This is a genomic window from Companilactobacillus insicii, from assembly GCF_003946015.1.
GTDB lineage: Bacteria > Bacillota > Bacilli > Lactobacillales > Lactobacillaceae > Companilactobacillus > Companilactobacillus insicii.
In genome coordinates, this window is the sequence record NZ_RHNU01000012.1 from 47795 (window position 1) to 70862 (window position 23068).

The following is a 23068-nucleotide window of genomic DNA, read 5'->3' on the forward strand; positions in this document are numbered from 1 at the left end:
ATGTCTGAAAAATCTTATTTAGAGGCTTTGAATATTGCCATAACTGAAGAAATGCAGCGTGATGAAGGTGTAATGATCTTCGGAGAAGACGTCGGTGGAGTTAAAGGTGGAGTTTTTGGTGTAACCAAAGGTTTAGCCGAAAAATTTGGTGATCAACGTGTTTTTAACTCTCCTTTAGGTGAATCTGAAATTGCTGGATTGGCTGTTGGACTTGGAGTTATGGGTCATCATGCAATTGCAGAATTTCAATTTGCGGATTACATTCTACCAGCTGTTAATCAAATAATGTCAGAAGCTACAAAAATGCGTTATAAGTCTGGGGGGGATTGGTCAGCTCCTATTGTAATGCGTACACCATATGGTGGTGGAGTTAGAGGCGGATTTTATCATTCGCAATCCACCGAAAAAATTTTTGCAGGTCAACCTGGATTAAGAATTGTAACTCCATCAACCGTTTACGATGCAAAAGGATTACTTAAATCAGCTATAAGAAGTGAAGATCCCGTTTTATTTTATGAGCATAAAAAATTATATCGTTCAATAAAGGACGATATTCCAGATGATGATTACACGGTTCCACTTGATAAAGCCAATGTGGTTAAAAATGGGGATGATGTAACTGTAATTGCATATGGTATGATGTTGCAATTTGCCCTTAAGGCCGCTGAAGAATTAAAAAATGAGTTCTCTGTTGAAGTTGTTGATTTAAGAAGTTTATATCCAATTGACAAATCTACAGTGTTAGAGGCTGTTCGTAAGACAGGAAAAGTCTTATTAATAACTGAAGATACTAAGGAAGGTAGTGTTATGAATAATGTTTCAGCAATTATTGCTGAAGAAGCACTGTTTGATTTAGATGCACCTATTAAAATTTTGGCAGGCCCCGATTCTCCTAGTATGCCATATGCGAAGGATCTAGAAGATGCATTCTTAGTTAATCAGGAACAGGTAACCCAATCTATTAGAGAATTAGCTGAATTTTAGGAGGTTAAACTTATGTCAGAATTGATTATAAAAATGCCGCCACTAGGTGAGAGCGTGACCGAAGCAACTGTTTCTCAATGGATGGTTAAACCTGGTGATAAAGTAAAAAAATATGACCCCATACTTGAGGCCATTTCAGATAAGGTTGTGACTGAGATACCATCTAGTGATGATGGAGTTGTGACTGAGCTGTTAGTTGCTGAGAACGATGTAGTTCCTATAGGGACAGATATTCTAAAGATGAATACTGATAGTAGCGAATCTGAAACAAAAGAAGAGCCAAAGAAACAAGCAGCGTCTTCAATACTAACAGCATCTAATACTGCAGCTGCAAGATATTCACCTGCAGTATTAAAAATTGCCGGTGAAAAAGGTATTGATTTGAGTCTAGTATCTGGTACTGGAAAAGGCGGACGTATTACTAGAAAAGATGTATTAAATTATCAACCCGAGTCGACTGTTTCACAACCTGCAGAAGTTGTTTCTAAGATTGAAACAACTTCACAGCAACCATTAGAATCACAACCTCAAGTGTCGCAAGTGCAATCATCTAATTCAAATGATGTTATTGTCAAAGCTGGACCAGTTCGTAAGATGATTGCGAAGAATATGCTGAAGAGTGTTCAAGAAATACCGCAAGCATGGACAATGATTGAGGTTGATGTAACTGGATTAGTAAAACTTAGAAATAGTCTAAAAAATGATTTTAAAGAACAAAATGGATTTGGATTATCATATTTCCCATTTTTTGTTAAAGCAGTCAGTGCCGCATTGAAGAACAATCCTAAACTTAATAGCAGTTGGCAAAATGATGAAATTATTCAACATAAGGATATTAATATTTCAATTGCTGTAGCGACAGAAGATGCGTTGTTTGTACCGGTTATCAAACATGTTGATAGACTCTCTATTACAGGTATTGCATCAGAAGTGAGTCGATTAGCAAATGGTGTTAGAAATAATACGTTGAAGGGATCTGATAGTGAAGGTGGAACGATTACAGTGAATAACACTGGTTCCTTTGGATCAATCGAATCAATGGGTATTATTAATTACCCTCAGGCTGCAATTTTACAAGTTGAATCTATTAGAAAAGAATTGTCAGTTTTAGATGATGATTCCTTTGGCATTAGAAATAAAGTAAATCTATGTTTAACACTTGATCATCGAATTTTAGATGGTTTAGCAGCAGGTAAGTTTTTAAATGAAGTAAAGGTAAATCTCGAAGCAATTGATCAAAATACAAATATTTATTAATTTGGAGGAATGAGCCATGAACTTATTTGAAGTAATGACGCACGACGATTATGAACAAGTTGTATTCTGTCAAGATAAGGTATCGGGATTAAAAGCAATTATTGCTATCCATGATACGACCTTAGGACCAGCCCTTGGGGGATGTAGAATGTGGCCTTATGCTAGTGAAGAAGAGGCATTGAATGATGCGCTTAGATTGGCAAAGGGTATGACTTACAAAAATGCTGCTGCAGGTTTAAACATTGGTGGTGCTAAAACAGTAGTTATCGGTGATCCAAAGAAAGATAAAAATGAAGCCCTATTCAGAGCCTTAGGTCGTTATATTGAAAGTTTAAACGGACGTTACATTACAGCGGAAGATGTTGGTACAACCGTTGATGATATGAATGCAATTTACATGGAGACAAATCATGTAACTGGAACTAGTGATGCACAAGGAGCATCCGGAAATCCAAGTCCTGTCACTGCTTTAGGTGTTTACTATGCTATGAAACGTACTGCAAAGGAAGCTTTTGGTGATGATAATTTGACAGGTAAGACTGTTTCAATTCAAGGTGCAGGTAATGTTGCCACTGGATTAGCTAAACATCTGAATGATGAAGGTGCTCATATTATCGTGACTGACATTAATCAAGATGCGATTGATCGAATGGTTAATGATTATGGTGCAACTGCAGTAGCTCCAGATGAAATTTATGATGTAGATGCTGATATCTTTGCACCGTGTGCTTTAGGTGCAATTTTGAATGACGATACAATTCCAAGATTAAAAGTAAAAGCTGTATGCGGTAGTTCAAACAATCAGTTACTAGACATTGAGAAACATGGGCAAATGTTGAAAGATCGTGGCATTGTTTATGGACCAGATTTCATCGTTAATGCCGGTGGTGTGATAAATGTTGCTGATGAATTAAAAGGCTATGATCGTGATCGTGCGTTAGAAAAAGTTAAGACGATTTATGACCAAATGGATAAAGTATTTGCAATTGCTAAGAGAGACAATATTACAACTGCTGAAGCTGCAGATAGATTAGCTGAGGAAAGAATTAATTCTATTCTAAATGTTCGTGGTAATTTCTTGCAAAATGAAAAATCATCGTTAAAAACTGTTTAAATCTTAATATAGTAAAGTGAGGCTGCTAATTCGTTAGTAGCCTTTTTTTACTATATTGAAATAATTACTTTGACACGCACAGTAATTGGTGTTAAATTATACTTATCGAAAGGAAGATAAGATTATGAAACCGATAATTTCGAAGGATATAATTCGCGGCCATACTACGACAATCGTTTTGAATATTCTTAGTCAAGGCGATAGCTATGGTTATGAAATTGCCAAGACGATAAAACAATTGAGTCATGAAGCATATGAGCTCAACGAAGCAACACTCTATACCGTCTTTAGACGATTAGAAAAGAATGGCGACATCCAGAGTTACTGGGGTGATGAGAGTCAAGGTGGCAGACGTAAGTATTACAAGATAACTGAACAAGGTACAGAAACTTTAAAAACAAACGTTAAGGAATGGAATTTTGCCAAGCACGTAATTGATGACTTAATTCTTGGAAGGATCGACTAATTATGAATGAAAAAATTGTAGAATTAGTAAAGGAACAATTATCAGAAATATTTGAAGACTATCCTCACACACCTGATATTCACGAATTAGCTGAGGAATTGAAGTCGGATTTGATTGCTGCAGCTGAGGATAAGGTAGATGAGGGCAAGTTGCCTGAAGAGGCGGTGAAGGAGTCATTTGCTGAATTTGGAGATATCAATGACTTGATCGACGAAGTTATGCAGGACGATGTTGACGATGAACAGCCAGACAATGACGGTGGTCATCATATTGACATCAATCAATCAGGAATTACGGTTGATGGTGGTGATAAGTTAAAAATAGATAAAACTGGTGTTTTTATCAATAAAGGTAAGTCATTTCGTGCCGATGGGGATGGCGTTTCAATTAGTGAAGGACGAATATTTCAAGCTGATGAGAATGGCGTAAAGTTGGGCAATATGACAATTGACGGTCGTGGCATCAATTTCGATCAGAATAAGAACAAGGTACGTGACACTTTTTCGAAGTTTGATGAACAATTTGATCACCATGTCGACACAGAGGTATATGTTGAAACGCTCAACTTAGTCAATGAAGAGTCGTTTGCTATCGAGGATATTGAACGTTTAGATATCAATTACAGCTATGCAGTATTGCGGGTTCTGCCAACTGACGGTGATAAGATTATTTTAAGAGAGTACATGTCTCGTAATAATCCGGATTATTTTGCCAGGACAAAAGCTCAAGGCGGTACTGTCAAAATTGCTCAAGGGCGTTATCCTAAGTTCTTACACTTGAAGGTTAGAACACAGGTGTTGATTCCACGTAAGTTTACTGGTGATATGCGTATTGGTAATATTGCTGGTAACTTGCATGTTACTGGAATCAGTGGCCTGAGAACTGTTAAAGCTACTATTAATAGTGGCAATGGTTATTTTAATAATATTTCAGTTGTGAATCTTTCAGTCAGAGATCAGTCTGGTAAGGTTAAATTGGATAATGTTAAAGCTGAGGATATTCTAGAACTGTCCGCACATAGTGGTTCTATCAAGATTCATAATGTTTTGGGACGTGAATTTGAAATCAACGCACATAGTGGTGCAATCCGTGGTGAAGGGCTAAGCGGCAGTGGCCATATTGTTAGTCATTCGGGAACAGTTGCCTTGAGCATAAATGAACTGACAGGTGATCTAGAGGCTGAATCTCACAGTGGCGCTGTAAAGATTACTATGTTGCCAAAAAACTATAAATTTGATCTTCAGGCAAAGAGTGGCATCGTTAAAGCACCAGAACTAGCTACTTTGGATCACGATACTTTGGATTTCAAGGATGGTCGAGTTGGAAATGAACCGATTTATACCGTTAAGGGCAAAGCATCTTCGGGGACGGTTAAATTATATTAAATAAAGAAGCGTCTAGTTTATTGAAAACTAGACGCTTTTAATGTGCAAATTTGGTTGATATTACATCTATTGTGAATTTTTGTTTTCAATCTATTATTTACAAACTTTGAAGAATTTATTTTAATTGACAGAATGAAATCATCTTATTCAATTACGATTAAAATCACTGATTAATTAGACTATTATTAAATTATCATTAGCACATCATCCAAAAATGTTTATTATAAAGTATTGTAATTTTAAAAAATAATTAGAATATTTTTAATTTACCATTGCAATTTAATCAAAATACTCGTATTCTTGTAATCATTCTACAAGATAGGGGAGATTAATATGCAGGAAACAAAGAGTAAGTGGCATATGCCATCGGCATTTACCATTTTGTTTATCCTAATAATTCTTGTAGCAATTTTAACCTGGATCATTCCAGCCGGAGAATATGCTACTACTAAGGCGGGCAATATCATTGCCGGGACTTACCGAAGCCGAAGTAGCAGTCCCCAGGGTTTATGGGACATCTTCGAAGCTCCAATCAATGGGATGGTCGGTACTGACTCTACAGATGGTGCCATATCAGTTTCACTATTCATTTTAGTTATTGGTGGATTCCTTGGGGTTGTTAATAAGACAAAGACCCTAGATGATGGTATTGGTTCAGCAGTGACTAAGTATGCAGGTAGAGAAAAGATTTTAATTCCATTCTTAATGACATTATTTGCCATTGGTGGTTCAACATTTGGTATGGGTGAGGAAACAATTGCTTTCGTGCCAATTCTGATTCCAGTTATGCTAAGTGTTGGTTATGATACTTTGACAGCTATTTCTATCTCACTGATCGGTTCACAGATTGGTTGTATGGCTTCAACTATTAATCCATTTGCAACTGGTGTTGCTTCAGAAACGATTCACATTTCACCAGGTGCTGGTATGGTACCAAGATTGATTTTCTTTGTATGTACAGTAATTATCTCAATTGTTTACGTCATGCACTATGCAGCCAAGGTGAAGAAGAACCCTGATCAATCATTAGTCTTTGAACGTCATCAAAAGGATCTGGAAGAATTTGTTAAGAATAATGATGGCGAAGAAGATGTCGCCAAATCTTTATCTGGGAAACAAAAAGCTGTTCTGATTGCATTTATTTTGACTTTTGTAGTCATGATCGTCAGCTTGATTCCATGGTCAAGTTTGAATAGTAATTGGACCATGTTTGATAATTTCAATAAATGGTTAGTCAAAGTTCCATTCCTTGGTGCCTTAATTGGTAAGGATATCTTACCGCTGGGTGACTGGTACTTTGTTGAAATCACGACGTTATTATTTATTGCATCAATTATTGTAATGTTCATTTTCCATATGTCTGAAGCAAATTATATTGATGCTTTCATGAATGGCATGAAGGATCTATTGGATGTTGCAATTATCGTTGCCGTTGCTCGTGGTATTCAAGTTGTTATGAACAATGGTTACATCACAGCTACAGTGTTACATGCTGGTGAAGTTGGACTTCATGGTTTATCATCAGCAGTCTTTATTATTTTGACTTATATCTTCTACATTCCAATGTCCTTCTTGATTCCATCTAGTTCTGGTCTTGCGGCCGCAACCATGGGAATCATGGGACCTATCGGTAAGTTCTCTGGTGTAGCTGGTTCATTAGTTGTCACAGCTTATCAATCAGCCTCTGGATTCGTCAATTTGATCACACCAACATCAGCGATTGTTATGGGTTCCTTGGCAATTGGTCATGTTAATATTGTTACTTGGTTGAATTATATGTGGAAGTTGTTAGCGATTTTATTCATCTTCACATGTGTCTTTTTAGCCGTTGCTACAATGTTTTAAAGTACAAAAATAGTCGTTTGCTTTCTATATAAGAAGTAAACGGCTTTTTATTGTATTTTTTTATCTAAGTAACTCATGACGTTCATCAAACGAGCCTGAATGTTCTTGTTGTCGTGTAGCTGGTCCCAAGAGGCATCCAAAGCAATTTTACTGTTTTTTAAATGTAAAACCAGGTTAAGCGGTTTTCTCAACCATGTGAAGATTGATTGTCTTTGGTTTTTGAATGTTGAGATATCCATCGTTGAATATGAATTATTCTCTGACTTAACTTCAAAACTGTTGATTTCTGTGTAACTAATAAATTGATGGTCAGCGTTTTTCCCTTGGATAATCAAGTTTAATTTGGCACGATATGTACTCATATCGTAATATGTGATCCCGTGTTCTTCCAGTGACCAAAAACTGTATAAAAATGGAAGGTAACTAGGATAGTATACAAAAACCATTATTAAAAGTATTATTAGAAAGATGGTCAGACCCATTTTGTAATTAATTAAAAGACCGACACATCCTAAAAGAGCGCTTATTAAAATACTTTTAATTAAAGGACCGTGGTTTATTTCCCGACCGAAGTTTATTGAACCGTCCATTTTATCACCCGTATTTCTTGTTACACTCATTGTAACTTTTTGCAATCGTTTTCACAATAAAAATTAATTTCATATAAATGATGAAAGAAAAGGATAATAATTATTATAAAAAAATAAACTTTTAAAACCGTTGTAATCGCTTAATTTATTGTATATGCTTTACTAAGAACAAGTATAGGGAGGGTACAACATGGAAAAAAAGGTAAAGAAATTTAGTATGCCTTCGGCGTACACAATTCTATTTTTCTTAATTATTGTGGTTGCCGTACTGACATGGATCATTCCAGCCGGCGAATATGCTACAACAAAAGCGGGAAATATTATTGCTGGTACATATAAAGCGCGTGCAAGCAGTCCCCAAGGTATTTGGGATGTCTTCTTAGCACCTATCAACGGTATGGTTGGTACTGACTTGACCGAAGGTTCGATCTCTGTATCACTATTTATTTTGGTTATTGGTGGTTTTCTAGGAGTTGTTAACAAAACTCGAGCATTAGATGACGGTATTGCTACAGTTGTTAGGAAAAATGCCGGTAAAGAAAAAGCACTTATTCCCATTTTAATGACATTATTTGCTATAGGTGGATCTACATATGGTATGGGTGAAGAGACAATCGCATTTTACCCAATTTTGATACCAGTTATGATCAGCGTTGGGTATGATTCGATTACAGCTATTTCTCTTGCTCTAATCGGTTCACAAATTGGATGTTTGGCATCAACAGTTAATCCATTTGCAACAGGTGTTGCTTCACAAACAATCAATATCTCACCTGGTGATGGATTGATTCCTCGTTTTATTTTACTTATTATCACTACAGCAATTAGTATTATTTTTGTTATGCGTTATGCTGACAAAGTTAAAAAAGATCCAAGTAAATCCTATGTATTTGAACGTCGTCAAAAGGATCTTGAAGAATTCTCAACAGCAGATAAGTCAATTGATGACAAGTTATCTAAGAAACAAAAGGGAGTTCTCTGGTTATTTGCTTTAACATTTGTAATTATGATTCTTGGCTTGATTCCTTGGACAAGTTTAAATTCAAGTTGGACATTCTTTGATGACTTTACAGCTTGGTTTACTAAGATTCCATTCTTGGGTGCTTTAATTGCTCAAGATTTTGCACCACTTGGTACATGGTACTTTACTGAGATCACAGCATTGTTCTTCATGATGTCAGTTATCATTATGTTTATGTTTAGAATGAAAGAATCAGATTACATTACTGCGTTTATGAATGGTATGAGTGAATTCATGAGTGTTGCTATTATTGTTGCTGTAGCTCGTGGTATTCAAGTTATTATGAATAATGGATACATTACAGCGACAGTACTACATGCTGGTGAGACTGGACTTCAAAATCTTTCATCAGGTATTTTTATTGTATTAACATATATTTTCTATATTCCTATGTCATTCTTGATTCCTTCTACATCAGGCTTAGCTGCTGCTACAATGGGAATCATGGGACCTTTAGGTAAGTTCTCTGGTGTTGATGGTTCATTAGTTATCACAGCTTACCAAGCTGCGTCAGGACTAGTTAACTTGATTACGCCTACATCAGGTATCGTTATGGGTGCTCTAGCAATTGGACACGTTGATATCGTTACATGGTGGAAGTATATTTGGAAACTAATTGCAATATTGTTTGTTGTTATTGCAGCATTCTTAGTTATTGTTTCAATGATGTAATTTGTATTACAAAAGATTGAAGGGGGTTTCAAAATGGAAACATTTATCACAGATAAGGTTCAAGAAGATGCAATTAAGGAATTAGGCAAGGTTGTTGCTGTTCCATCATATTGCGAAGACGCGGTAGAAAATGCGCCTTTTGGACCTGGACCAAAGAAAGCCTTGGATACTGTCCTAAAAGTTGCTGAGTCAATTGGTTATAAAACATTCGAAGATTCTGAGGGATATTATGGATACGCTGAAATTGGTGAAGGCAAAGAAATCTTTGGATTAGTTTGTCATATGGATGTTGTTCCAGCTGGTAATCTTGATGCTTGGAATACAAAACCATTTGAAATGGTTGAAAAAGACGGTAAATTATTCGGTCGTGGTACTCAAGATGATAAAGGTCCGAGTGTGGCTTCACTGTTTGCTGTTAAATCAATTATGGACGCTGGGCATACTTTTAATAAGAGAATCCGCTTTATCTTTGGTACAGATGAGGAAACACTCTGGAGATGTATGGCACAGTACAATAAGAAAGAATCACCAATTGATATGGGAATTGCTCCTGATTCAGAATTTCCACTAACATACGCTGAAAAAGGTCTACAACAATCATATCTAACAGGTCCTGGTTCTGATGAATTGAGTTTGAAACTAGTTAATGCCTTCAATGCTGTTCCCGGTAAAGCTATCTATGATGGTCCGAAGCAGGAAGAAGTAATGTCTGCTCTTGAGGATCATAAGTTTGATGCTGAAAAAGTTGATGGTGGCATTGAAGTTAAAGGTAATTCAGTTCACGCCATGAATGCTCCTCAAGGAACTAACGCTGTTGTTAGACTCGGTATAGCATTAGCTGATGTATTCCCAGATATTCAAGTACTTCAATTTTTGAAGAAATTTGGTGAAGACGCTAATGCAACTAATTTGTTAGGTGATGTATCTGATGATGTGTCAGGTAAATTGACGTTTAATATTTCAAGCTTAGAAATCAATTCAAAAGAATCACGTCTACAAATTGATATGAGAATTCCAGTAAAGATAGATCATGATGAACTAGTTCAAAAGGTTGCGGACGCTGTTAAGCCTTTTGATATGAAATATGAGAACTTTGATTATGTTGCTCCATTATACGTACCAACAGATACAGATTTGGTTAAGACTTTGATGTCAACATATCAAGATGTAACTGGTGATACTGAATCTAAACCAGCAATTTCAGGTGGTGCAACATTTGCAAGAACAATGAATAATTGTGTTGCTTTTGGTGCAATGTTGCCTACAACACCAGATTTCATGCATCAAGCCAACGAAAACTGGAGTAAGGCAGATATGCGTAAAGCAATGGAAATTATTGCAGAAGCAGTATATCGTTTGTGTGTATAGAAAGTAAGTTTTGTAATATCCAAGAGATTATTATAAAATAATTTATAGCAAAAAAGGATCGCTACGGCGATCCTTTTTTATTTTTTTAATCTAATAAGACATAAAGTTTGTCTTATATTGATAAATTAGTTAGTTTAAAGGTAAGAGAAAACGTTGGATTTTTCAAAATGTCTATTCATTTGTCAAGAAAGGATATTGCAAGATTAGCTTGCGGGTGAATTTTTATGTTCAATTTTAATACACAACCTATTAAATATAAATTCCAAGGAGAAATGACCGTTCCTGGAGATAAGAGTATTGCACATAGAGCAATTATTTTAGCATCTTTGGCTAAGGGAGTTACACAAATTAGTAACTTTTCATTTTCTGAGGATCTCACAACAACCGTTAAATTGTTTCAAAATCTCGGAGTAAAAATGCATGTAGAACCAACTACTAAAGATATGATAATTAAGGGATCAAATCACAATTTTAAACCAGTAACTCATAATTTGAATTTGAATAATGTAGGTGAGTTGCAAAGCTTAATTATGGGAATGTTGGCTACAGTTCCGGATACTTATACGCTTCAAGGTGGTGAGTTTCTAAGCAAGCGTCCATCGGATAATTTGGCAACTTTATTATCTGATATGGGTGCAGATTTAACCAGATTATCAGATAATTATTTGCCGCTTCAAATCAAAGGATCAGATAATTTGCGTGGAATAATCTATCAACAAGATATCGCAAGTGCTCAAATAAAAAGTGGATTGATATTTGCTAGTTTATATGCTAATTCAGAAACGGAAATACTAAGAAAAATGCCTACTCGGGATCATACAGAAGTTTTAGCCAATTATTTTGGAGCTGATATCACAACTAAACCGGATTTGATCGTGGTTAATCCAAAGAATACGGAATTAACGGGAAAAAATTTGACGATTCCCGGTGATTTTTCCTCAGCTGCTTTGTACATTGCTGGTGCTTTATTATCTAAAGATAGTGAATTGACACTACATCAAGTTGGACTGAATTCTACACGAACTGGAATGTTGGATGTTGCTCGCCAGATGGGTGCAACAATCAATATAATTAACCGTTCGACTAATAGCGTTGAGCCGTATGGTGATTTAATTGTTAGAAGTCAGAAGCTTCATGGAACGACTATTACTGCGGAACAGGTACCGTTTATTATTGATGAAATTCCAATTATTGCGTTAATGGCATCTCAAGCAAGTGGTACGACGGTTATTGAAGATATTCATGATGTACATTTGCAAATTAGTGATCGCATTAGAAATATGCGTGTTGAGTTAGCAAAATTGGGTATCGTTATGGAAGTTAATGATGATTCTATCGTTATTCAAGGTAATCAAACAATTAACGTAAAAGATGATGTTGATAGTCATAATGATCATCGTATCGCTATGATGTTATGTATTGCCTCCAATTTAACTGCTACACCGTTTCAGATAAAAAACATCGAGGCAATTGATATTTCATATCCTGATTTCATATCGGATATGAGAAAGGTCTTAGTTGGAGCATAGTTTTATGCTTCTTTTTTTTACTCTCTTGACGTATGATGAGTGTAACGAAAATTATGTAAGGGGTTACCAAAAATATATGATTAAATTAATTGGAACTGATTTGGATGGAACGCTGCTTGATAGTTATAGTAGAATTTCACCTGAAAATGTGGAATCCATTCGCCAAGCGGTGGCTTCTGGATTAGTTTATTCCGCTTGTTCAGGAAGAACATTATATTCAGTTAATAAGTTTTTTAAGAATGATCTGAAAGTTCCTGGCTATAAAGTGGTTTTAAATGGTGCAGTTGTCATTAATCCTGAAGGGGACAGGGTTATTAATGCGCCATTGTCTCATGACTTAATCGAGGAGATTTTGAAGCGTTCGGAATTTAGCAATTTTAAGATAGTTTTAGATGGACTTGATTATACTCAAGTTTATGATCCAACTAGAAATTGGACGACCTATTTTGAGGGAAACAGTCGCCATAATTTGCATGCTAGTTCTATTAATGAATTGCGTGAAAAGAATGATGATCCTAATTTTGATATCTATAAGATTTGTTTTAGTGCCTCTCCTGATAGATTGCCAGAGTTACAAAAAAAATTGGAATCATTCACTTCTTTACCAGTAACTATTAGTCGTTCAGGCAATGATTATTTTGAAATTAATGCTCAAGATATAACAAAACTTTCAGCTTTACAAAGAATTTCTGAACTTGAAAGTATTCCTATTTCACAGTTTATGTGTTTTGGTGATTACGGTAATGATTATGATATGATTCGTGAAGTCGGATATGGTGTTGCTATGGGAAATGCCATTGAAAAAGTAAAAGATGTAGCGTGGAAAGTTAGCAAAAGCAATAATGAAAATGGTGTTGCGGTAGTTATAAAACAAGTTCTTGACGGTTATTTTGATGGTAGTGCTGGCAAGAGTGATTTGGATATTTGATGGATTTGTTGAATGGCATTTGGTTATAGACTAAATGTATGATTACATATCATCACGTGTTTTTTGCGAAAAACATCTTGTTAAATATCTAGATGCGATATACAATCTAGTTGTTAATGAAAACGGTTTACAAAAATGTTTCTTATAAAAAACAATTAATAAATTTATTAATAGAGGAGCACTAATAATGGCTGAAAAAACAATTATGTTGTGTTGTGCAGCAGGTTTGTCTACTAGTTTGTTAGTTTCAAAGATGCAAAAAGCTGCTGAGTTGAACGGTATAGATGTTAAGATATTTGCCACATCAGCGGCGGATGCCGATGCCAAATTGGACGAAGAAATTCCGGATGTGTTGATGCTTGGACCACAGGTTAGATATCTTGAAGGCCAATTTAAAGATAAGTTGAATATTCCAGTAGAAGTTATTAATATGCAAGACTATGGAATGATGAATGGTGAAGAGGTCTTTAAACGTGCGGTTTCTCTAATTCATGAATAACAAATTGTTAGAAAGTCGATTTCTTTGGAGATACTATAATGACTGAAAATCAACATCACGAAGATGAACAATTAGAAGTGATTATGGGATTGATTATCAACGGAGGTAATGCAAAAAGCTCTGCTTTTGAAGCTATTCAAGCTGCTAAAGAAAGTGATTTTGCAACTGCAGAAGAGAAGTTAAAAGAATCTAATCAATTTTTAGTAAAGGCTCATGATGTTCAATCTAAAATGTTAATAAACGAAGCTAATGGTCATAAAACTACGGTTTCATTATTAATGGTTCATGCCCAAGATCATATTATGGATGCTATTACATTTAAAGATTTGGCAAACGAGATTGTTGAGCTGTATAAGAAATTAGCCTCACAAAATAGTTTTATTTTCAATGAAGCTGGGAAACTAATCCCTGGCTTTTTATTTTTAGTTTTATTTATGCGCTTGTGACGAATATCAGGGGGGTATTTGAATGTTCCCATATCAAAAGGTTCATGATCTTAATAAGTTGGAACTTATTGTATACAAATATATAGTTGGACACTTAAAAGAAGTTGAAAATCTGACAATTAGAGATTTGGCAGCACAAACACAAGTTTCAACTACAACGATTTTACGTTTTTTGAAAAAAATGGATTACGGAGGATTTTCTGAATTTAAATTTGCTTTAAGACAGAATCAGAATCAACCGATCAGAGAATTTAATGATAGTAGTGTTGAACCAATTCAAAACTTTTTTAGAGTAATAGCTAAGGAAGGTACTTTTGAAGAAAAGATTAATAGAGCTGCTCAAATGATCAATGCTGCTGATTTAATATTGTTTTTTGGTATTGGAAATAGTGGCAGAATTGCTCAGTATGGTTCTAGCTTATTGTCGAGTTATGGTATCTATTCATTGCCTATTGTAGATCCATTTCAGCCAAAGCCTCTAGCAGACCACGATTTTTCCAAGACGCTTTTGATAACAGTCTCAATATCAGGGGAAACAAAAAGTTCGTTACAACAAACTAAATATTATAAAAAAAATGGCGCTGCTACAATTGCTTTAACTGCTAACTCTTATTCTACTTTGAATCAAATTGTTGATTTTCCAATTTCATATGACATTCCTCAAATTAGAAATGGTCAGATAAATGTCACAACGCAAGTACCAATCTTGTATATCTTAGAACAGATTTCAAGTAATGCTTATCATAAAATGATTGGGCATCCTAACAATGATATTGAATCAAATATTACAAGCGATGAATAAATAAGTGTGAATTTCTTGATAGATTTTTCGTAATCGGTTAATTTGTGTATAAACAAATAATGAAGGAGGGAATATTATGACAAATTATAGTTTAGGAATTGAAGATTTTGATAAGTTTTACGATTTGTATTTGTATTCCTTCAATCGTAAAGATAGTGAACAAAAAAGAAACGCTTTACTTACTAGATATAAGCACTCACTAGTATATGGAATAATGAATGGGAATAAATTAGGCAGTGGTTTGTTAAGTATTCCTTTTACTGTAAATTTTCATGGGGTTACCTATCATATGAACGGTGTTGGTGATGTTATGAGTGCACCTGAATTTGCAGGACAAGGTGGAGCAGGAAAACTTATTAATACCGCTATGGAAGACATGTATAATAACAATGTAACGTTGTCATATCTAGCACCATTTTCGTTCAAATTTTATCGGCAATTTGGTTATGAGCATGTTTTTGATCATGTCATTATGGGAATTCCCAGCAATGAATGGACACATATCAAGCCACCTAAGTCAGGACATGTTGAAAGAGTATCTTTAAGTGAAGTTCCAGTTTCTGCTAGAAAGTTATACAACAATCACAATTCTTTAGGTGGAGTTATTCGTGACGATTGGTGGTGGGACCACATGGCTTATAAACATTCGGATTGGTTTGCTGCTCTTTATTACGAAGATGACGACAGTTTAAGTGGGTATCTTTTCTATTCAAAAGAAGGTCCAATACTTAAAATTCATGAATGGCTTACTAAAGACCCTGATAGCTATCGGGCATTAGCTAATTTTATTACTAAACATCAGTCTACATTTGAACAGTTTGTATATGAATCTGATGATTCAGAGGTTAAATCTGATTTATTAGATGAACCCAAAATTGCTGATGTAAGAACGGTTCCATATATGTCAGCCCGGATTGTTAACTTAAAGAGTTTTGTTATGAAATATCCGTTTATTAAATACAATTTGGATCCCATTGTAATTGATGTTAAGGATTCGTTGAAGTGGAATAATGGTCGATGGAAGTTGTCGATAAGTAAGGGTAAGGTTAAATTTGAGAAAACCCAAGACTCTTGCAATATTCAGATTAGTATTGAGACTCTGACAAAGGCGATGTTTGGGACACGTCAATTGGATTCTTTGGCGCACTATGGTGCAGTTCAAGGCGATGCAATGTCAATTGACAGTTTGAGCCATGCACTAGTTGTTGAAAAGCCTCAATTGAGAGATTATTTCTAAAAAAACACCAGTGAAAAAAATCACTGGTGTTTTTTTATGATGCAGACTTAGGATCGGAAAGTTCTTTTATTTTTGGCATTAGCAAGTTCAATAATATTGCCGCTACCGCCGCAATCGCAATTGGTGAGCCTAATAAATATTGAATTATTTGTGGTGTCTGTTGGATTACATTATTTGGCAATAGGACCAATGCTAAAGTCAATATAATTGGTAAACCAATAATGTAAATATCACGGTCGGTTGTATGAAGACTACGAATTACATTTAGTCCATTTAACATAATTGTTACACAGATAATAGCGAAAACACCACCAATTACTGGAGAGGGAATAGCTGCTAGGAATGCTGAAAGCTTACTAAAAAATCCCAACACAGAGAACCATATTCCTGCAAATAAAAAGACTCGTTTACTGGCAACTCCCGTAATTGAAATAACTCCTGCATTAGTTGAGTAGCCAGTTACGGGGGTCGTTCCTAATAGTGCTGCAATCAAGCAACTGAATCCTTCACCAATTATTCCCATATTCCATTGTTTCTTACTTATATCGTGATTTGTAACTGCTCCCATAGCGAACCAAGTACCGGTTGTTTCAGTTGTAATAACAGCATAAATAATAATAAAAGTGATGATTGCTGAAGGTGAGAAATTAATACCGTATTTTAGTACTGTACCTGTAGGAATACTAAACCAAGCAGCATCGTAAACTGCTTTCCAATTGAATATTCCCATCATGGTGGATGCTATTGTTCCTACTCCTAGGGCTAGAATAATAGATCCGGTTCTAAAAAAGCGGCGCACTTGTGGGTATCGGTTACTTATTCCCACAGATATTAACAAAGTTAGTGCGGTTATTGAAGCTAAAATAATGTTGTTATTAATATTTCCGTTGGCTTTGAAAATATTATCATTTAATGCTGAAGGAATTAAAGATAATCCAACACAGGTAATGATAGTACCTCCGACGAGTGCTGGAACCAATTTACTAATTATCTTCTGGAAGACACCTGTAGCACCTAAGATTACTAGGAGAATGGCGCCAATTAATAGGGATCCGATCAATGTTCCCATTCCATTGCCTTTTAGACCACCAGAAGCTAATACAACTCCAGCGGCAGCACCTAGAGGTACAAACGAAGGACCTTGCGATACAGGCATTTTCATAAAAATGTATGTTTGAAGTATGGTGCCGATCCCAGCGGCTAAAAATGTTGATTGTAACAGACTCATTTGGTCGCCAACACCCATTGATATCATACCTGCCAAAATAATTGGTGGAACATAAATATCCATTGCCAGTACGTGTTGTAATCCTAAGAAACCGGCCTCTCCTAAACTTACTTTATCATTTGGTCCGACTAATAAACTGCTTTTATTTTCCATAATTATCTCCTTGAATTGATACTTGTTTTTTTAAATAATTATTTGAAAAAATAATATCAAAATGATAAAAATTCAAGAAAATATCGTATATTTTATTCAATATGATTCTTAAATATCGATTTTGTTTAATTATTATTTGGTTAACAAGACTTTGTTGCAAGTAATTGCCTTTATGTATGATATTAAGAATGTTCTGATCTTCAGCAGTTTGTCTGACCGATTTAAAATCCGGTTCATCAAAAGATATTGTTCGATCGGTTATTTTTAAACGATCAATACTAGTGAGAACTTTGGGTGAAAAATCCGCCTTGTCAAACAATGCTGAAGCAAAAATAGCTTCCTCAAAAAATATTTGATAGGTGATAATCTAACACTTCCTTATTTAAGTTGATATTAGATTAACATGAATAATTAATTTAATAAAGGAAGATTTGTTCGGAAATAAATTAAATTATTTTAATAATCATTAATTAATATAATGAAAATCGTTTACAAAATAATGTGATGCTTATATTAATAAATTTCTCCTTGTTTCTTAATGAAGTATAATGGATGTATCAATGAAATCGTTTCAAAGGATTGAGGGAGGTTTATAATGAAAAAAATTATCAATAATGTAGAAGATATAGTTCCAGAATTGATTTCAGGGCTGGTAAAAACAAACTCTGGGTTGATAAAACAGATAGAGGGGACTACTGCTGTAGTTAGAAATGATAAAAAGTTTTCTGAAACCAAACAAGTTGGGATTGTATCCGGTGGTGGTAGTGGTCATGAACCATTACATGCTGGATTTGTTGGTGACGGTATGCTTTCGGCCGCTGTTGCTGGTGAAGTATTTACTTCACCTACACCTGATCAAATTTACGAAGCAATCAATGCCGTTAATAAAGGAATGGGAGTTTTGTTGATTGTGAAGAATTATTCTGGTGATGTCATGAATTTTGATATGGCCAAGGAAATGGCGGAAGCAGATGATATAAAAATCCGTACAATCGTAGTTGATGATGATATTTCAGTGGAAAATAGTGAATTTACTCAAGGTAAACGTGGTGTCGCAGGAACGGTTCTTGTCGAGAAAATAGTAGGTGCTGCTGCTCGTTCAGGTATGTCGCTAGATGATCTTGCTAAATTAGGTCAAGCAGTTATTAATAATACTAAGACAATTGGGATAGCATTGCATGCAGCAACAGTGCCAGCAGTTGGTCATCCTGGTTTTGAATTAAAAGATGACGAAATTGAATATGGTATTGGTATTCATAATGAACGTGGATATTCTGTAGAGAAAATTAAACCATCGCAGGTACTTGCAGATGAGTTAATTGAGAAAATTTTAAAGGAGTTTATTGATAAATCAGGCAAGTTCGCTGTCCTAATTAATGGAATGGGTGGGACACCACTTATGGAACAGTATATTTTCGCCAATGATGTACTTAATGAATTAAATGATAAGAATATTGATGTTCAATTCAGCAAAGTAGGTAATATGGTTACATCTTTAGATATGCAGGGAATATCATTAACAATTATGAAAACTGAGGATAATTGGATCGATATGCTTAAAGAACCAGTTGTCACTATTGGCTGGTAATAGGAAGGAATATCATTATGAGATTAGAATTAGAAGAAGCTAGTAATTGGATTAAGTTATTTGCAAAAAAAGTTGAAGCTAATAAATCAGAACTGAATGAATTAGACACGGCAATTGGTGATGGAGATCATGGCACAAATATGGATCGTGGTGCTAAAGCAATCGTTGAATCATTATCTAAGAATGATCCAACAAACGTATCAGATTTATATAAGGATACTGCTTTTGCTATGATTCAAAAAGTTGGAGGTGCTTCTGGACCATTATACGGAACTGCCTTTTTGGACATGTCTAAGGCGGTTAAGAATGGAAATATCGAATTGTCTGATCTAATACAGATTGGTACCGATGGGATCAAACGTCGTGGAGAAGCAGATGTTAATATGAAAACTATGATTGACGTTTGGCAGCCCATCTCAGATGTTTTAAAGTCAGGTAAATTGATTAAGAAGGATGTTAAAGAAGCTTTGGATTCAACTGAGGATATGGTCGCAACAAAGGGACGTGCTAGTTACCTAGAGGAAAAATCTAAGGGGCATATTGATCCAGGTTCACAATCTAGTGCTTATCTATTTGACACGTTAGTTGATGTGCTGGGGGAAAATAACTGATGAAATTTGGCATATTAATTGTTTCACACTCAAATAAGATTGCTGAAGGTGTTAAAGATTTGATATCCGAAGCTGCACCAGATGTATCGATAACATTAGCTGGAGGAACTGATGATGATGAGATTGGTTCATCTATGCAAAAAATTCAAGATGCAGTTGATACTAATACTGGTGATGAAATTTTAGCATTTTACGATTTGGGTAGTTCAAAAATGAATTTGGACATGGTTAGTGAACTTAGCAGTAAACCGATCCATCGATTTGATGTCGCATTAGTTGAGGGTGCTTATGCTGCGGCCACTATGGCACAAGTGAATTCTCCTATGGAGATAATTGAAAACAGTATTAAGGACATGAAAATAAAATAATTATATAATGAGTCTAAAATTAAGTTTATAACTGATTTTGGACTTTTTTTCATTGAAGGAGAAAAAAATGAGTAAAGTAATCGGTATTACTGCGGATGTATTTCTGGAACCAACTCCGGTAATTAACGAAAATAAGGCGGACTTTGTACCTAGACCTGCGGTTAATGCAGTTTTGAAAGCAGGCGGTGTCCCAATTAGTTTGCCATATTTTACAAGTGATAATTTAGATAGATTGGATGATTTACTGTCAATTTTAGATGGTGTAATTTTTACTGGTGGTCCAGATGTAGATCCTACTTTTATGGGTGAAGAACCGATTCCTGAATTAGGTACCACGAATAGAAATCGTGATATTTCTGAAATAAGTTTAGCAAAGAAAGCAGTGAAATTAGGTGTGCCCATTTTAGGTATTTGTCGTGGAGCACAATTAATAAATGTTGCACTTGGTGGTTCTGTTTATCAAGATCTTGCGACTCAATATGATGAGCCAACTTTATTAATGCACCATCAAAAGGCAGAAGGTGATTTACCTATACATCATGTTAAAATTTCAGAATCGGCTCTTCAAAGGACATTAGGTGGTGAGGTATTTGTTAATTCCCGTCATCATCAAGCCGTTAAAGAACCAGCCCCGGGGATGAAAGTTGTGGCTACTGCACCTGATGGTGTCATTGAAGCTATTGAAAATAAAGATGCCAGTATACAAGCTGTTCAATGGCATCCAGAAAATATGTGGCAAGAGTATCCAGAAGAATTACAATTATTTAAGGATTTTGTAAGCAGATTATAAATTTAAGTTTAATTTCGGAAAGTATAGTTATGATATATTGATTGCTGAGTATCACCATATTAATGGTAGAATATTAACTGTTTGACGAGGTGTCAATTAACGTATTAATTTAGGAGTTGTGAAGTATGGTCAATATTTTTGCGGAAGGTTTTAAACAGAGCAAAGAACAAATGATTAAAAGTCGTATGGCAAGTGAAGGTGAAAGAAAATATTTAATAGATGAGATTCCGGATTATTCTTCATTAGTCAGTGCCAGTTTGAGAATTCCAGGACCGATAAAAAATAATGAAGATTTGAGTGAGATCTTCGAAAAAGGATTCAAAAGTTTTATTAGTGATTTTGATGTTAAAAAACGAATATTTTGGGACATTGCTACTGGTCCCGAAGCTTTTGTAATTGTAAATTCAGATGCTCAAATAGTCAAAACTGCCGCAGTGAAGTTTGAAAATGAAACGCCCTTAGGTGAAATATTTGATATTGATGTTTATATTGTACATGATGATACACTTGGTCCTTTAAGAAGAGCTGACCTACATTTACAACCTAGAAAGTGCTTAATTTGTAACAAAACGGCTGAAGAATGCATCAAAGAACGTAATCATAGCGTTGATGAATTGCAGAAGCATATTAGTGATTTGATTGTTAATAATAAGTAGAAATAAAAGAATTTTTAAGTAATAAATAATCCATATCCAATATTTATTAATAATGTTGGATATGGATTATTTTGTTTTATTGTGTAATTTATTTTTAATTTTTTAATCAGTTAATGAATGATATGATATTAATCATACTGGAGTTGTCGATATCAGAAATACAAAGGGGAAAATAAAAAATGGGTATGTACCTTATAATTAATATTATAGGTCTTGTAGTTTTTCTTGCTATTGCATTTTTGTTCTCAAAGAACAAAAAGAATATTCAATGGAAGTCAATTGGAGTTATGATTCTTCTTAACTTACTTTTGGCTTGGTTTTTAACAAGTTTTGGTATCGGGCGTGCAATTGTTTCTGGCGCCGCGAATGGATTTAATTGGTTAGTACAAGTTGCATATATAGGTATTGAATTTGCGTTACCAAGTTGGGTACACGTAAAGAATATGGATTTTGTGACTAGTGCGTTGTTGCCAATCTTACTAATTGTGCCATTATTTGATATTTTGACATATATTGGTGTTTTACCCTTTATTATAAAATGGATTGGTAAAGGGTTATCTTTTATTACGGGCCAACCGAAGTTTGAATCATTTTTTGCTGTTGAAATGATGTTTCTAGGTAATACTGAAGCTTTGGCTGTATCAAGCTTACAGCTTAATCAGATTAAGGCACAGCGTAACGTAACATTGGCTATGATGTCTATGAGTTGTGTTACAGCCTCTATAATTGGATCATATATTCAAATGATGCCAGGTAGATTTATTTTGACAGCAATTCCGATTAATATTATTAACTCAATTATTGTAACTAGTTTACTTAATCCTATAACTGTAACCCCAGAGGAAGATACTATTGCCAAATTGAGTGGTGAGGGTGAAAGTGGTAAAAAGGAACCGTTCTTTTCCTTTTTAGGTGATTCTATTTTAGGAGCAGGTAAACTTATTTTAATTATTGCGGCAAACGTAATTGCCTTTGTCGCACTCGCCGCTTTGATTGATAAGATATTGCAGTTATTTAATCCTTGGCTAACCTTGGAGCATATTCTTGGTATTATTATGTATCCATTTGCATGGCTTCTGGGCCTGGGCCATGACTCATTTCAAATGGCACAGTATATGGGTACAAAGTTAGTAACAAATGAATTTGTTGTAATGGGTAAGGTTACTGACATTATTAACGATTTTAACCCTCATTTTGAAGCGGTTCTTACTGTGTTTATTACGTCGTTTGCTAATTTCTCAACCCTTGGAATGATTATTGGTTGTTTCAAAGGGATTGTTAATAAAGAAAAGAATGACGTTATTTCAATGAATGTTGGTTATATGTTGTTATCCGGAGTTTTGGTTTCATTATTATCAGCTGCATTTGTTGGATTATTTGTTTGGTAACCATAATAGTATGACATCTTCCAGGATGAATTTGTGTGTTTTAAGTTTAATTTTGTATAAAAAAAGGGCTCTATGTCAAATAGTATTGGTGAGACATCTTAGAGCAATTTCCACACTAGAAATGGTGTGGATTTTTTTATGCC

General features: G+C 34.9%; 22 protein-coding genes and 1 pseudogene. 20 read left to right on the forward strand and 3 right to left on the reverse strand.

From position 1 onward, the window contains the following. From EKM79_RS05415 to EKM79_RS05440, 6 genes are all read left to right on the forward strand, one after another. Complete coding sequence (locus tag EKM79_RS05415) at positions 1–984, forward strand: alpha-ketoacid dehydrogenase subunit beta (RefSeq protein ID WP_125566673.1); 984 nt, start codon at positions 1–3, stop codon at positions 982–984. A gap of 12 nt (positions 985–996) precedes the next feature. Beyond that, positions 997–2241: a dihydrolipoamide acetyltransferase family protein gene (locus EKM79_RS05420; protein WP_125566675.1), complete on the forward strand. Its 1245-nt coding sequence runs from the start codon at positions 997–999 to the stop codon at positions 2239–2241. A gap of 16 nt (positions 2242–2257) precedes the next feature. Then, the gene (locus EKM79_RS05425) at positions 2258–3355 is read left to right on the forward strand and encodes a Glu/Leu/Phe/Val dehydrogenase dimerization domain-containing protein (RefSeq protein WP_125566677.1); all 1098 of its coding nucleotides are present in this window, start codon (positions 2258–2260) and stop codon (positions 3353–3355) included. Positions 3356–3479: 124 nt separating this feature from the next. Beyond that, positions 3480–3821 carry a PadR family transcriptional regulator gene (locus EKM79_RS05430; RefSeq protein ID WP_125566679.1) on the forward strand — a complete coding sequence of 114 codons (342 nt, stop codon included), beginning with the start codon at positions 3480–3482 and terminating at the stop codon, positions 3819–3821. Between the two features lie 2 nt (positions 3822–3823). Then, complete coding sequence (locus tag EKM79_RS05435; protein ID WP_125566681.1) at positions 3824–5206, forward strand: DUF4097 family beta strand repeat-containing protein; 1383 nt, start codon at positions 3824–3826, stop codon at positions 5204–5206. A gap of 333 nt (positions 5207–5539) precedes the next feature. Further along, positions 5540–7051 (forward strand): YfcC family protein, encoded by a 1512-nt coding sequence (locus EKM79_RS05440; protein ID WP_125566683.1) that lies wholly within the window; start codon positions 5540–5542, stop codon positions 7049–7051. A gap of 47 nt (positions 7052–7098) precedes the next feature. Here the strand turns inward: EKM79_RS05440 and EKM79_RS05445 are convergent, their stop codons facing one another. Further along, entirely contained in the window at positions 7099–7497 is a 399-nt protein-coding gene (locus EKM79_RS05445; RefSeq protein ID WP_125566685.1) for a hypothetical protein, read from the reverse strand. A 334-nt stretch (positions 7498–7831) separates the two neighbouring features. Between EKM79_RS05445 and EKM79_RS05450 the strand changes: the two genes are divergently transcribed. From EKM79_RS05450 to EKM79_RS05485, 8 genes and pseudogenes are all read left to right on the forward strand, one after another. Next, positions 7832–9334: a YfcC family protein gene (locus tag EKM79_RS05450; RefSeq protein ID WP_125566687.1), complete on the forward strand. Its 1503-nt coding sequence runs from the start codon at positions 7832–7834 to the stop codon at positions 9332–9334. A 33-nt stretch (positions 9335–9367) separates the two neighbouring features. Then, complete coding sequence (locus EKM79_RS05455; protein WP_125566689.1) at positions 9368–10702, forward strand: M20 family metallopeptidase; 1335 nt, start codon at positions 9368–9370, stop codon at positions 10700–10702. A gap of 224 nt (positions 10703–10926) precedes the next feature. After that, positions 10927–12231, forward strand: coding sequence for a 3-phosphoshikimate 1-carboxyvinyltransferase (aroA, locus tag EKM79_RS05460; protein ID WP_125566691.1), 1305 nt, complete (start codon positions 10927–10929; stop codon positions 12229–12231). 76 nt (positions 12232–12307) lie between these two features. Then, positions 12308–13159 (forward strand): Cof-type HAD-IIB family hydrolase, encoded by an 852-nt coding sequence (locus tag EKM79_RS05465; protein ID WP_125566693.1) that lies wholly within the window; start codon positions 12308–12310, stop codon positions 13157–13159. A gap of 187 nt (positions 13160–13346) precedes the next feature. Then, positions 13347–13658 (forward strand): PTS sugar transporter subunit IIB, encoded by a 312-nt coding sequence (locus EKM79_RS05470; protein ID WP_125566695.1) that lies wholly within the window; start codon positions 13347–13349, stop codon positions 13656–13658. A 38-nt stretch (positions 13659–13696) separates the two neighbouring features. Next, positions 13697–14035: pseudogene (locus EKM79_RS05475) on the forward strand (PTS lactose/cellobiose transporter subunit IIA); the annotation flags it as partial. 91 nt (positions 14036–14126) lie between these two features. After that, positions 14127–14906: a MurR/RpiR family transcriptional regulator gene (locus EKM79_RS05480; protein WP_125566698.1), complete on the forward strand. Its 780-nt coding sequence runs from the start codon at positions 14127–14129 to the stop codon at positions 14904–14906. A gap of 76 nt (positions 14907–14982) precedes the next feature. Continuing rightward, on the forward strand, positions 14983–16143 hold the full coding sequence (locus EKM79_RS05485) for a GNAT family N-acetyltransferase (protein ID WP_125566700.1): 1161 nt from the start codon (positions 14983–14985) through the stop codon (positions 16141–16143). A 34-nt stretch (positions 16144–16177) separates the two neighbouring features. Here the strand turns inward: EKM79_RS05485 and EKM79_RS05490 are convergent, their stop codons facing one another. Together EKM79_RS05490 and EKM79_RS12205 are read right to left on the reverse strand one after the other, a co-directional pair. Then, positions 16178–17524 (reverse strand): uracil-xanthine permease family protein, encoded by a 1347-nt coding sequence (locus EKM79_RS05490; RefSeq protein WP_125566702.1) that lies wholly within the window; start codon positions 17522–17524, stop codon positions 16178–16180. After that, positions 17514–17843, reverse strand: a complete 330-nt coding sequence (locus EKM79_RS12205; protein ID WP_164506015.1) for a hypothetical protein — start codon at positions 17841–17843, stop codon at positions 17514–17516. Before EKM79_RS12205 ends, EKM79_RS05490 begins: the two co-directional genes overlap by 11 nt. 276 nt (positions 17844–18119) lie before the next feature. On the opposite strand from EKM79_RS12205, the gene dhaK reads away from it, so the two are divergent. The 6 genes from dhaK (at position 18120) to EKM79_RS05520 (ending at position 22925) form a co-directional block, all read left to right on the forward strand. Then, complete coding sequence (dhaK, locus tag EKM79_RS05495) at positions 18120–19112, forward strand: dihydroxyacetone kinase subunit DhaK (protein WP_125566704.1); 993 nt, start codon at positions 18120–18122, stop codon at positions 19110–19112. A 17-nt stretch (positions 19113–19129) separates the two neighbouring features. Next, a complete protein-coding gene (dhaL, locus tag EKM79_RS05500; protein WP_125566706.1) occupies positions 19130–19723 on the forward strand; it encodes a dihydroxyacetone kinase subunit DhaL in 594 nt (197 codons plus the stop codon). Then, the gene (dhaM, locus tag EKM79_RS05505; protein WP_125566708.1) at positions 19723–20091 is read left to right on the forward strand and encodes a dihydroxyacetone kinase phosphoryl donor subunit DhaM; all 369 of its coding nucleotides are present in this window, start codon (positions 19723–19725) and stop codon (positions 20089–20091) included. Before dhaL ends, dhaM begins: the two co-directional genes overlap by 1 nt. A 67-nt stretch (positions 20092–20158) precedes the next feature. Next, positions 20159–20881 carry a gamma-glutamyl-gamma-aminobutyrate hydrolase family protein gene (locus EKM79_RS05510; RefSeq protein ID WP_125566710.1) on the forward strand — a complete coding sequence of 241 codons (723 nt, stop codon included), beginning with the start codon at positions 20159–20161 and terminating at the stop codon, positions 20879–20881. A gap of 125 nt (positions 20882–21006) precedes the next feature. Further along, positions 21007–21537 (forward strand): citrate lyase holo-[acyl-carrier protein] synthase, encoded by a 531-nt coding sequence (gene citX / locus EKM79_RS05515; RefSeq protein ID WP_125566712.1) that lies wholly within the window; start codon positions 21007–21009, stop codon positions 21535–21537. A gap of 185 nt (positions 21538–21722) precedes the next feature. Further along, positions 21723–22925: a NupC/NupG family nucleoside CNT transporter gene (locus EKM79_RS05520; protein ID WP_125566718.1), complete on the forward strand. Its 1203-nt coding sequence runs from the start codon at positions 21723–21725 to the stop codon at positions 22923–22925. Positions 22926–23068: the final 143 nt, after the last annotated feature.